The sequence below is a fragment of the Bacillus sp. MYb78 genome, from assembly GCF_002975115.1.
Lineage (GTDB): Bacteria > Bacillota > Bacilli > Bacillales > Bacillaceae_G > Bacillus_A > Bacillus_A cereus.
The window spans coordinates 1-13,318 of the sequence record NZ_PCOB01000012.1 but is presented as its reverse complement, the minus strand read 5'-3'; the positions used below and the strand labels follow the sequence as shown (position 1 = coordinate 13,318).

Sequence of the window (13,318 nt, the reverse complement as noted above, 5' to 3'; positions counted from 1 at the left end):
AACTATTAAAGTCACCTTTTTCTCTAATAGACGTTTCTCTTATATTTTTTCAGGAAAACATTACTTATTCTAAAAGAAAATGAACAAAAATGGAATACTTTTTTGAAAAAATGTATAAGTATGCACAAAAAAACCGCTCATTTTGTAATGAACGGTCATTTCAAACATATAAATTTGTATATTTCTTGTAAATTTAACGAAGTAAATTCTCTTTTTCTAAAAATTGTTTTGCGACTTCTTCACTACTTTTACCATTTACGTTAACTTCATAATTCATTTTTCGCATTTCTCCATCTGTAATCTTTCCAGATAATTTATTTAATACCTTTTCAAGTTCAGGATATTTCTGTAACGTTTCTTTTCTTAATAATGGTGCTCCTTGATAAGGTGGGAATAACCCTTTATCATCTTTTAGCACTTTCAGTCCGTATTGCTCCAATTCACTATCTGTTGAATATGCATCAATTACGTTAACATCTCCAGATTGAATTGCGCTATAACGCAGCTTCGGCTCCATCGTTTTAACATTCGAGAACTTATAGTTATATAATTTTTGCATTCCTTTATAACCATCTCCACGATCAGCAAATTCCAATGTAAACCCTACTTTGGCTTCCTGCGCAACATTCCCTAAATCAGAAATTGTATTTATATTCTTTTGATCTGCTATTTTTTTCGGCATGGCTAGTGCATATGTATTGTTATACTCCATTGGCTTCAACATAACCATATTATATTTCTTTTCCATTCCAATGCGAGCCTGATCATATACTTCATCACGATTTGTGCTCTTTGGTTCTTCTTTCACGAAAGTAGATAAAGCTGTTCCTGAAAATTCTGGGTATATATCTACTTCCCCGGATTTCAACGCTTCAAATACAAATGCTGTTTTTCCAAGACCTGGTTTTAATTGTACGTTTAAATCGGTATCTTGTTCAATAAGCTGCTTATACATTTGAATTAAAATTTCAGGTTCTGATCCAAGTTTGCCCGCAATAACAATATCTTTCTTTTCTGTACTCCAAAGAAATGGAGAAGCAATCATTACTACAACTATACATATCGTCAATATAACATGCTTAGAAGAGCGTTTCGGTCGTTCAAGTATGCGAAGTACTATATCAAAGAATAAAGCGAGTAACGCGGCTGGTACGGCCCCTAAAATGATAAGTGCATGATCATTTCGATCTATGCCTAATAATATAAGCTTACCGAGCCCACCAGCACCAATGAGAGCTGCTAATGTAGCCGTTCCAACAATTAATACCATCGCTGTACGAATACCGGCCATAATGATAGGCAATGCAAGCGGAAGCTCTACCTTCCACAGCCTTCTCCAACTATTCATCCCCATAGCTCTCGCGGCTTCTATTAGTGATTCATCTAATTCCCTTATTCCTGTATATGTATTTCGTAAAATAGGTAATAGTGCATACACAACTAATGCAATAATCGCTGGAAGTTTTCCGATTCCTACTAACGGAATTAATAGTCCGAGTAATGCAAGTGACGGCACTGTCTGCATTACTGCAGAAGTTCCTATTATAAATTCAGCCATTCGTTCTTTTCTTGTTAATAAAATGCCAAGTGGCACCGCTATAATTACTGCAAAAAATAATGAAATAAGCGATATTTGTAAGTGCTCACTTAATGCAGTTAGTAATTCTATTTTTCGTTCTTGGAACGTTTGTATAAAATTAGTCACTGTTTAGCCTCTCTCCTTCATTTGTTCAACAATGTAATTGACGATATGACGACTTGTTAACGCTCCAATATATTGACCGTTTTCTTCAACTGGAACGATCTCCTCATCACGCACACGAACTAACGCTTCTTGTAAAGAAGAATGTAATGATAGTGCCTGCCCTTCTAATTGCACACTTTGATCAAGCGGCAATACATCTGCTACACTTTTCTCCTCATACCAAGTTCGTCCACGATTTCCAATGAACTCCTCTACAAATTCATTTTTCGGATTATGTATAATTCCTTCTGGTGTATCTAGTTGAACAACTTTTCCATCTTTCATAATACAAATGCGATCTCCAAGTGATAATGCTTCTTGCATATCATGTGTTACGAACACGATTGTTTTTTGAATCTTTTTTTGCAACTGTACAATATCCTTCTGAAGCTGTTCCCTACTTAATGGATCTAACGCACTAAATGGTTCATCCATAAGAACGATTTTCGGGTTTGCGGCTAATGCTCGCACGACACCGACACGTTGTTTTTGTCCTCCTGACAATTCATCAGGCATACGATCTCGATATATATCCGGATCTAATCCAACCATATGTAACAAGTCATCGACGCGTGCTTTTATTTCCTTTTTGCTCCATTGCCTCATTTCAGGAACAACTGCAATATTTTCAGCGATTGTCATATGAGGAAACAATGCAATCTGTTGCAACACATATCCTATATCCCAACGTAATTCGTTTATATTATATTGTTGAATATCTTTTCCATCGATTAAAATCGATCCTTCAGTCGTTTCGATTAAACGATTAATCATCTTCATTGTCGTTGTTTTCCCGCAACCACTCGGACCGATGAGAACGAAAAATTCTCCCTTTTTAATTTCTAAATGCAATGAATCCACTGCTTTCGTGCCATCTTCATACGATTTTGACACATGATTAAATTGAATCACAAACACAACTCCTTTACTGTTGTTTCCTTTATTTTGATGGAATATGGCATTCATTTCAAATGATACGCTTTTAAATTAAAAAAGAGCTCGCATTTGAGCTCTAACGGTCGAACAATATTGTTTTCATAATAGCAGCATATTCGCGAACATACATTTTTCTCTTAGAACGAATTGGTGTTTCAGCAGCTAGCGCCTCCATCTTCATACCTAAACGCTTTGCAATTATTTTCGTTCGATATAAATGATATGTATTACTTACAACTACCGCATGTTTCACATTATATAAATCCATACTAAATTTTAAGTTTTCATACGTATTTGTAGATTGATCTTCTATTAAAATACGACTCTCATCTATACCGTGTACCATTAAATAATTTCTCATGCTATGAGCTTCCGGTATATCTTCATCTTCTCCTTGACCACCTGAAACAATTACTTTCGCTTCAGGATGGGAAAATAAATACTCCAACGCTACATCCAAACGATTTTGAAGAGATAAAGACGGTCTATCTCCAAATAACTTTGCACCCAGTATAAGAACGTACGGAGAGTGATAGCTCAACTTTTCACGAGCAACTTTGTTCATTCGAAACGTCATATAAATGATGTATAGTGGCGGTAATAATAAAATCATAAGAAAGATCCATTTGTTCATAAATAAGTATTCACTCCCTTTCTTGTTATTATATAGAAAAAGAAAGGGAGGCAGAAGTGTTTTTTCAAACGATTGATTTATTAGAAACATGCGCCGCTACTTTACGTTGTGATAGTACATAATAAATAGCGATTCCTAATGAGAAAATCAATATACAGCTTAATACGTAAAACGGCAGCATGACTCCGACTTTAGATACACCCGCTGTAAACAACATTAATAATAAAATTCGTATTCCAGTACCAATTAGGCGAAATAAGCTGTCTACACGTCCCATTACTTCGTTTGGAATTTCCTCCATCATCAATACATTTCTCGCCACTCTTGTACCCGCATTTCCAACTGCATGAAAAATTGCAAGTCCATATAAGAAAATTACGGAAGGTTCAATAATCATTGCGGTAATTGAAATTACATAAATAAACATCGTTATAACGATTGAAACTTCTGTTTTTACATATTTCATTATGAGTGGAATACAGATTCCTGCAACAACCGCTCCAACACCGTACATCATCCCCTCTATTGCGTATACAGAGGCATTGGCTTTAAGTATATCCGAAATATAAACTGGTATTAAATAATTTGCCATCATAACACCTATAAACGGCATATAAGTGGCCAGTAAGAACCAAAAGAGCTTAGGACGTTTTTTCATAAAGTGAATTCCTTCAAACAATTGCTTCTTAAATGTTATTTTTCTTTTCACTTCTTTTTTCTTTACGTACGGTATACATAAGAAAAGAAAAAATGCTCCAGCAAAAGTTAACATGTCTACTAACAAAATCCACTTCAAAGATACAATTTCAATTAAGAAGCTCGCGGCCGCTCCAGAAATAACTTGTGTTAACTGTCCTTGTATTTCCATCGTTCCACTTAAACTTTTATAATGTTCTGCTTGAAATATCTCTTGGTTGAACGCAAATATTGTAGGATAAAATAATAAATAGTAGAATGATCCGGCTATATAAATAAGAATATAGTGAATAGAATGATAAGGTTGCCCAGCAAATCCCCAAATAACCATTATTCCGATTACGGCTATTCCGATTCCTTCGTTACATAACAATAAAGATTTTCTTGAAAAACGATCAATACTTTGCCCAATGAATGGTGTTAATAAAAACATAATGAGGGTTGCAATGATAGAAACATAACCAAACGTTGTCTCTCCTCCACTCTCTTTAATTAACAGCCACGGAATCGTTATCATAACAATTCCGGAACCAATAGCAGATAGACTATTGGCCCCTAGAATGTAATACAAGCGAGAATCATGATAAAGTGAGGACATATCACTCCACTCCTAGTTGCTTTTTCACCTCTTTATATACGCTCATATATGCTTTTAATTCTTTAACTACATCATGAATTAATGGTTTGGCATCTTCCCCAAGTTCACCATCTTGCACATGTAATCCATCAAGCACAACTTGTTTTGGAATGGCATTTGCATAAACACCTCTAGAGACCGTTCGCATGCTGTTTAATGCATTTATTCCACCTTTACCGCCACCAGCAACCGCTAACAACGCAACTGGTTTATGAATAAATTCACTACTACTTAAGTAATCTAAAGAGTTTTTCAGCGCACCGCTCATCGCATTATGATATTCTGGTGTACATAATACAACCCCATCCGCAGCTTTCACTAATGTTTTCAATTTTTTTACTGCCTCTAAATCACGTTGTGACTCTTCTCCATTGTATAAAGGTAACTCCTCAATTGCTAAATCATATAATTCCCCTTCAAATTGATCCGCAATATATTTTGCCACCACGCGAGTTCTACCAAATTTTCTTGGTGTACCATTAATAACGACTAGTTTCATGATTATTTCTCCCCTTTGTTTTCAAGTTCTACTTATATATTATCAGAAATTTCTATACAAAACACAATATTAAGAGTTAACTTGTTTCATAAAATAGTATGATAAACAAAAAAGAACTCATACTTTCGTATGAGTTTCGCACAATTACTTCGTTTCATCTCTGAGACTCAATGTACCTAAACTTTCATTTGCTTCAAAATGATTATATGCTTTTTCCGCTAATCTTTTCCGTTCTTCTGGTAATTCTATATATTTCATTACGTTTTCAATTATTTTTTCGTACGGAGTAAACACAATTCCTGGCCACTCTACCTCATCTTCTGGATTACTATTTTCGGAAATAATAAATTTCTTATTTGCGACTGCATAAGACACGCGAGGTGTTTCAAGAATTCCTGATAAATAAAAATGAATATTTAATATAATTTTAGCTCTAGCAATCAATTCATTTCTAACAATTCCCCACGCATTATTTTTAAAAACTATATTTAAATTCGGGGCAATCGCTTTTAGATGATCAAAAATAGCTTGTCGCCTCGGATTAAGAGCACCTATAAACAGAATATCAATATCTTCAATAATCTCATCTTCAAATGCATCTTTTTTTATTTCCAAAGTTGGAGCATAGTTCATTTTTACATGTTTTATTTCTTTTCCTACCCCTTTTTGTTTTAGCCATTCTATATTTTGTTTACTATAATCCCAAATCACTCTATCTTTTAATAATATTAAATAAAGGGGGTGTGCATATGGACTTCCTTCGTATAGCTGTTCTAAATTATAAATAATTGCATCTTTCGGAAGAAGATTCGGGTTATATGCGTATGTATGGGCTCCAAAAACAACTGTATTCTTTACATTTTCCAGTATCGTTTCTGATATAATTACTGTATTTCCCTCCTGCTCCAACCGCCACTTTAAAGCTCGCGCAACATCTATGAAACTACCGTATGTCTTTGGGCATATAAAAAGACAATAATCATATTCTTTATTCAAATAAGCTTCCATTAATTTTAAATTATTTTTATATAAATCTACATCCGGATGTTTAAGTACTAACTCATTTGCATGTTTTCTTGCTACTTTATATAATCCAGCATAATAAGCAGCGATGCATCTTCTTAATTCGATTCTTTCCCGATGTTCATCTAATACATCCATGTTTAAAAGAAGATTTGCGATACAATACGCTTTTAAATGATCACGATCATAATAATAGTCTAGTAGTGGCATCAATTCTTCATACGTATTTCCATGCACCGATTCTCCTAGTTCAATCGCCCATCGCATTAATTCCATGATTACTCCACTACTCCTTTAACCGAAAATGTATTTAATAAAATTTCGCATTATTCTCTACTACATTTGCTATATGAAATGGAATCTCTTCTTTAATCGATTCCAAATACTTTTGCGACACGGCCCCTAAATGTTTTTTATGCGGTATATAGAAAGCACTAATAGAAATTTCATAGTCAAATAAGTAATCATACACATGATAATCTACAAATAAAAGATCATCCTTTGGAAAAGGAATTTCCTTCCCTTGCAGAGCATACATCAAAGCAATATTGTTTTGAGATCGTAATCGATACAACCTTGCAAGTTGGTATAATGGTTCAGCCCGGGTTGGTCTATATTCCCACGCTTTTTGAAAATAAAAAACAGCTAATGCTAAATATTGCTCTTCTTGCCCTTTAACAGTTTCTTTTTCATCAGCATCTGTCACTTCATTTTGTTTATTTGCTGAACGATTTGCTAACTGCTCATAACAAAATCCTATTCGCAATAACGAATAGAATACCTCTTCAACCCACCCCCCTGCTTCCACTCGTTTTTTATACCATTTAATCGAATCTTCAAATTGACTTAAATGAAAATAAGTTTGGGCTAAATAAAATAAATATCTTATATGCAAATCTGGCGTTGTTTCTGGGTCATTTATTCCTTGTAACAACAACCTCTCATCTCTTTCAAATTTATCAGCTTTACTCCCGCCATCTCCGGGATCATTCACGACAAGAGTCTCTAACCGATCTACCCTCGTATTGTAATTCGCTCCAACTTTTGAACGATCTATATCCCAATACTCATGAGTAACACCGACAGATTTCCATGATAAAGAAGCTTTCAAAAGACGTGTAAGCCAATATTTAATATGAACATCATATTGCAATGTAAGATAATGATCTTCCGTTAAGCTCGTTTTATCGAAATTCGGATCAACCTCTAAAATCATATCCGCATCTAATATTAATAAATAATCTGCTTCTGGATATGTTTTTTGCGCTAATGAAACAGCTAAACTTCTGTTATAACCAAAGTTTTTAAACGGCTCATGATGAACCGTCCCAGGTATCTCATTTTCCTTACACCAATTTTCAATAATTTCAGGCGTATTATCCGTCGATCCAGTATCACAAATAGAAACATAATCTACAATTGATTTTGTTGCATTTAAACATCTTTCCATAATTCTAGACTCATTTTTGACAATCATACAAAGACATAACTTTTTTTCTTCCTTTACAGACTTCACTTGCTCATTTCCCATTTAACCACCTCATATTTTATTAACACGCTCTTCTCATATGTAACAACATTTTTTAGCTATACTGATGACATAAGCACCCTTTTACTATTTATGAAAACTTCATTTTATTTATTCTTACTTTTATGTTGGGACATATTTCATGCTTTGCTTTATATTTGATACAATCAATACAAAAAAACATAATACGGGAATCCGTACATTTCAAAGTCTAAGAGAAGGTTATATTTTGTTGGATTACATTTGGCTAGATGACAAATCACCAATTTTAGAACAACTACCAAGTAATTTTAAATCTGCAGCTATATTGCTACATCCATTTGTCCAAATGCCTTTAGGATGGGAAAAGTCTGTGAGAAAAAGACCATATGAGCACATCTATCCTAGCGCTGAAGAAATCATTCACAATGGGAAATCCGTTTCTTGGAAGGAAATGATGTCTTGTAGTGGATTACATTCATACGCAGACCTAGCAATGGCCATGTTGACTTCCATTAGTGCCTTTTCAGAAGAATATAAAAGAGAGGATTTAGCTGAAAAGCTACATTCAAACTTAAAAAAAGATCTTTATTATCCAACAGAAGATTATACGTCTATATTTTTATTACACAAATTACTTAAACTCCTCGGTTCTAAAGGTGCAAAAAATCTATATTTCTCTGAACCAATTCTTGATACAAACGGATTATTACAGGTAAATAATACTACTCCATTAGATATTTGGGACATTAGCAATAATGAGTTAATTATTACTGGAGAAGACAATGAGTATGCGTTTATGAGTATATACGATTCCTTTACAACCTTATTATTAGCTAAAGAAGAAAATATAGAATATATTGTTCAATCAATGAATGTTGACGCTGTCATTTGTGACAAAAAAACGATGATTGATTGGTATTTTTAAATTAGTAATTTCTTAAACTATAAAAAAGAAACTTGCGCTTATGCACAAGTTTCTTTTCAAAAACATCCTTATTTTTTTACAACTTCATGTCCACCGAACTGATTACGTAGTGCTGAAACTACTTTTCCATGGAATGTATCATCTTCCTGAGAACGATAGCGCATAAATAATGACATCGCGATTACTGGTGCCGCTGCTTGTAACTCAAGCGCAGTTTCAACAGTCCATTTCCCTTCTCCTGAAGAGTTCATTACACCTTTAATGCCATCAAGTTTAGGATCATCTGCAAATGCTTTTTCAGTTAAGTCCATTAACCAACCGCGGATTACTGATCCGTTCGCCCATACTTTTGCAACATCTTCATAATTGAAATCAAAGTCACTCTTATCTAGTACTTCAAATCCTTCAGCAATTGCTTGCATCATGCCGTATTCAATACCGTTATGAACCATTTTTAAGAAATGACCACTACCAACGCGGCCAGCATAAGAATAGCCATTTTCTACTGCTAAATCTTTAAATAAAGGTTCTAATTGGTCGTAAATTTCTTTTTCTCCACCAACCATTAAACAAGCACCGTATCTAGCTCCTTCTACACCGCCAGATGTACCGATATCTACATAATGTAATCCGAAGCTTTTTGCTTCTTCAGCACGGCGTAACGTATCTTTATAGAATGAATTTCCACCTTCAATAACGATATCACCTTCATCTAATAACGGATACACATCTTTTAATACTGACTCTACAACTTCTCCTGCAGGCACCATTACCCAGATCGTACGAGGAGCTTCTAATTCAGCGATCATTTCTTTTAATGTATGACGTGCAGTAATTCCTAGTTTTCCTGCCTTTTCTACAAGCTCTTTATTTACATCGTATACAACTACTTCATGCTTGTCTTCATGTAAGTGTTCAGCTAATGGGAATCCCATTTTTCCTAATCCAATTAATCCTAGTTTCATATTAATCAATCTCCTATTCTATACAAATATATTTAATATCGAAATTAGCCCAAGTGCTACTACAGATAATATAGTCTCCATTGCAGTCCATGTTAATAACGTTTCTTTCACAGTCATTCCGAAATACTCTTTAATCATCCAAAATCCTGAATCATTCACGTGTGATAAAATTAATGACCCTGCACCTGTTGCAAGTGCTAATAATTCAACATTTACACCTGGTGTACTTGCTGCAATCGGCGCAACAATACCAGCTGCTGTCATCATAGAAACAGTTGCCGATCCTGTCGCAACTCGGATAAGTGCAGCAATTCCCCATCCAAGTAATATTGGTGAAATATGTGATTCTTTCGCCATTTCAGCAATTGTAGTACCAATTCCAGAATCTAATAATACCTTATTAAATGCACCACCAGCACCAATTACTAACAGTATGTTTGCAATTGGCCCAAGGCAATCATTTGTAAATTGTAATACTTTATCTTTAGAAAATCCTTTTGCATAACCAAGGCTAAAGAAAGAATAAATCGTTGCAATTAATAAAGCGACTATTGGATCTCCAATAAAGTGTAACACTTGTGCAAGTTGACTCGTTTTATGTAACGCTACTTCAGCAATGGATGCACCAAGCATAAGAAATACTGGAAGTAAAATAGTAAACAATGTATTTCCGAAGCTAGGAAGTTCTTTCTTCTTATCTCTTTCAATAAATTGCTCCGCTATATCTAATGGTACTTCCTTATGTATACGAGCACCAATCCATTTCCCGTAAAGTGGACCTGAAATAATTGCAGTTGGAAGTCCGACAATTAACGCATATAAAATTGTCTTCCCTACATCTGCTTTAAAAATACCCACTGCCGCCATTGCCGCTGGATGCGGTGGGACAAGTCCGTGTACGACTGACAGTCCTGCTACTAGCGGAATACCGATTGTAATAAGTGATACCCCAGTTTCTAACGCAATTGTAAATACTAACGGAATTAATAGGACGAATCCAACTTGGAAAAATACCGGAATCCCTACTAAAAATGCAACGAACATCATCGCCCAGTGAACTCGTTTCTTCCCAAAACGATTAATTAATGTGTTAGCGATACGTTCAGCACCGCCAGATTCGGCCATCATTTTTCCAAGCATCGTTCCTAGTGCTAAAACTATCGCTAAAAAGCCTAACGTATTACCAAGCCCTAGTTTAATAGAATCAATAATCCCTGGATCTTTTGGTGAAGTTCCAATTAAAGGCATTCCCATTGCTAAACCTACACCAATTGCTGTTAAAATTAATGCGACAAATGGATGCCATTTTACTACCGTAATAAGTAAAAGTAGTATGACAACTGCCGCTAGTACGATCCCAACTACCATTTCTCCCAATCCCCCTATTGTTTACGTTGGAAAGCAGCTATACAATCAAATTCTTCTTTCAAGCGATTGTAAAGTCGTTCATACATATAAAACATTTCTAAATATATAGCCGTATTTTCTTTATTCGGTACATGATGATGGACAATATCAATCCAATCCTTTACCTCTTCAAGAGAATCAATTTTTCCTACAGCATATAAAGCAACTGCCGCTGCCCCAAGCGCAGATGCTTCATGACTTTCAGGTACAAACAATTCTTTTCCCATCATATCGGACAACATTTGTCTCCAAAATGCAGATTTTGCAAACCCTCCTGAAACTCGTATTTCAGTAAGTGGCCCTGTACAATCCCTGATTGCGAGTGCTACTGAATATACACTCATACAAACACCTTCCATCACTGCACGTATAAAATGTTCTCGTTTATGTTGAAGATTGATTCCAAAGAATGTACCACGAGCGTTTGCATTCCAGTAAGGTGCGCGTTCTCCAGATAAGAAAGGTAAGAACAATAGCCCATCCGCTCCAGCTGGTACGCTTTCTGCATATTTAATTAATAAATCATAAGGATCAATGCCGAGCTTTCTTGCTACTTCTTGCTCTGGACTACCAAATTCATCACGTAACCATCTCAGTAATATTCCGCCGTTATTCGTTGGACCACCGATTACCCAGTGCTCATCTGTTAATGCGTAACAAAACGTTCTCCCTTTCTCATCTGTATTTATATTTGATGAGATTGTTCGAACCGCACCACTCGTTCCAATCGTAATTGCAGCCGCACCCGGTGATATCGCACCAACTCCTACATTTGCAAGAACCCCATCACTTGCTCCGATGACAATTGGTGTTTCTGCACTTATCCCCATCTTCTGTGCTAATTCTGGCTTCATACCTGATAAAATATATGTAGTGGGTACAGGGGTTGATAATTGTTCTGGTGACATATGTAACATAGTCAAAACATCTTCATCCCAGTTTAATGTTTCTAAATTAAATAACCCTGTAGCAGAAGCAATCGAATAATCAACTACGTAGCGTGAAAATAATTGGTAAATCACATACTCTTTAATGGAAATGAATTTATAGGCACTTGTATATAACTCTGGTTCCTCTTCTTTCATCCATAACAATTTAGAAAGTGGTGACATCGGATGAATCGGTGTACCTGTACGTCTATAAATTTCATGCCCATTCATTTGTTGTAATAATTTTTCTGATTGCTTCGTACTTCGATTATCTGCCCAAATGATAGAACGCGTTAATGGCGCACCATTTTCATCTACTGCAATTAATGCGTGCATAGCTGTACTAATACCGATTGAAGAAATATCTTCTGGTAATACATTACCTTTTTCAATGGCAACGCTTACACTTTTGTATACAGCGGCACATATTACATCAGGATCTTGCTCAGCCCATCCTACATTCGGTTGAATAATTGGGTAATCGATTGCATGTGATGCAATGACTTTTCCTTTTTCTGTGAACACAACCGTTTTTGTACTTGTGGTACCGATATCAATCCCGATTACTCTCCCCCTTGTTTCCATGCGAATCTTCCCTTCATTTCTAGCAAAATAAGATTTAGTAAACCGTTTACATGAATTAGTATATAAAATATTTTTTCATTTATCAAGTTATAAAAAGAAAATTTTTTTCACAACAAAAAGTAAATCCCCTCATTCCATTTCACTTATATACTAAATTTAGCTTTTCCGTGCGGTAAAATTACGTTATCTTCTTTACGCAATACACTCTTTCCTCTCATTAACAACACATACATAGTCCTCCATACGTTCTACTCATTTGCATGAAAAAGCGTTGAAAAGCAATATTCATTTTTAGGGATCACGTTACATAACCATCAAGCCAAGAAAAGTAACTACCCGCAGAATGAGAATTCTGTGCATTTTGCTCTTGTTTATTGTTTTAGATTCACTAGTCCTTTTATCTTGATAAACATAGAGCGCGGCCCCCCTGCTATCACTTTTTTATCTTGTAAATATATCTTACATACTATAAAATTTAATAGTATTTTTATTTTTCAGAAAAATAAAACAATAATATAGAATTTATTGTATAATGTTGTAAAAAGATGTCGGAGGGATTTAATGTTAAATAAAATATCTCAATTCACAATTAAGCTTTCATCAATTCTTTTATCACTCTTATTATTATTAAATTTACCTTATTTATTTATCACTCAACAAGGGTTTACCTTTCAACCAATTTATTTTTTTAATCAGATCGTTACCATGTTAAAACAGGTCTTCTCCCCTGAATCATTAGTGATTATAGGATCAGACCCGAAGTTTGGCCATTTTGTAAATGTCAAGATAAACATGTACATTTTCGCTTGTTTAAGCATGTACAAAATC

11 protein-coding genes and 1 pseudogene are annotated in these 13,318 nt (G+C 34.9%); 2 read left to right on the top strand and 10 right to left on the bottom strand.

The genetic code is table 11. From position 1 onward, the window contains the following. Positions 1-193: 193 nt before the first annotated feature. From CQ064_RS20770 to CQ064_RS20740, 7 genes are all read right to left on the bottom strand, one after another. Positions 194-1,705, bottom strand: a complete 1,512-nt coding sequence (locus CQ064_RS20770) for an ABC transporter permease/substrate-binding protein (protein ID WP_000181020.1) — start codon at positions 1,703-1,705, stop codon at positions 194-196. A 3-nt stretch (positions 1,706-1,708) separates the two neighbouring features. Then, on the bottom strand, positions 1,709-2,656 hold the full coding sequence (locus CQ064_RS20765) for an ABC transporter ATP-binding protein (protein WP_000614073.1): 948 nt from the start codon (positions 2,654-2,656) through the stop codon (positions 1,709-1,711). 100 nt (positions 2,657-2,756) lie between these two features. Then, entirely contained in the window at positions 2,757-3,314 is a 558-nt protein-coding gene (locus tag CQ064_RS20760) for a YdcF family protein (protein WP_001045718.1), read from the bottom strand. 64 nt (positions 3,315-3,378) lie between these two features. Then, complete coding sequence (locus tag CQ064_RS20755) at positions 3,379-4,608, bottom strand: MFS transporter (RefSeq protein ID WP_000097160.1); 1,230 nt, start codon at positions 4,606-4,608, stop codon at positions 3,379-3,381. Position 4,609: 1 nt separating this feature from the next. After that, entirely contained in the window at positions 4,610-5,146 is a 537-nt protein-coding gene (locus CQ064_RS20750; RefSeq protein ID WP_000780357.1) for an NADPH-dependent FMN reductase, read from the bottom strand. Positions 5,147-5,290: 144 nt separating this feature from the next. Next, positions 5,291-6,445: a CgeB family protein gene (locus CQ064_RS20745; protein ID WP_000422335.1), complete on the bottom strand. Its 1,155-nt coding sequence runs from the start codon at positions 6,443-6,445 to the stop codon at positions 5,291-5,293. Between the two features lie 34 nt (positions 6,446-6,479). Continuing rightward, on the bottom strand, positions 6,480-7,700 hold the full coding sequence (locus CQ064_RS20740; protein ID WP_000526232.1) for a glycosyltransferase: 1,221 nt from the start codon (positions 7,698-7,700) through the stop codon (positions 6,480-6,482). A gap of 139 nt (positions 7,701-7,839) precedes the next feature. On the opposite strand from CQ064_RS20740, the gene CQ064_RS20735 reads away from it, so the two are divergent. Next, positions 7,840-8,604 (top strand): DUF2711 domain-containing protein, encoded by a 765-nt coding sequence (locus CQ064_RS20735; protein ID WP_000882218.1) that lies wholly within the window; start codon positions 7,840-7,842, stop codon positions 8,602-8,604. Positions 8,605-8,672: 68 nt separating this feature from the next. Here the strand turns inward: CQ064_RS20735 and gnd are convergent, their stop codons facing one another. The 3 genes from gnd to gntK are packed head-to-tail and all read right to left on the bottom strand — an operon-like array spanning position 8,673 to position 12,490. After that, positions 8,673-9,569, bottom strand: coding sequence for a phosphogluconate dehydrogenase (NAD(+)-dependent, decarboxylating) (gene gnd / locus CQ064_RS20730; protein WP_000765981.1), 897 nt, complete (start codon positions 9,567-9,569; stop codon positions 8,673-8,675). A gap of 18 nt (positions 9,570-9,587) precedes the next feature. Next, positions 9,588-10,937: a GntP family permease gene (locus tag CQ064_RS20725; protein WP_000260205.1), complete on the bottom strand. Its 1,350-nt coding sequence runs from the start codon at positions 10,935-10,937 to the stop codon at positions 9,588-9,590. Between the two features lie 14 nt (positions 10,938-10,951). Next, the gene (gene gntK, locus CQ064_RS20720; RefSeq protein WP_000449997.1) at positions 10,952-12,490 is read right to left on the bottom strand and encodes a gluconokinase; all 1,539 of its coding nucleotides are present in this window, start codon (positions 12,488-12,490) and stop codon (positions 10,952-10,954) included. A gap of 561 nt (positions 12,491-13,051) precedes the next feature. On the opposite strand from gntK, the pseudogene CQ064_RS20715 reads away from it, so the two are divergent. Further along, positions 13,052-13,318, top strand: a pseudogene (locus CQ064_RS20715) (hypothetical protein); the annotation flags it as partial.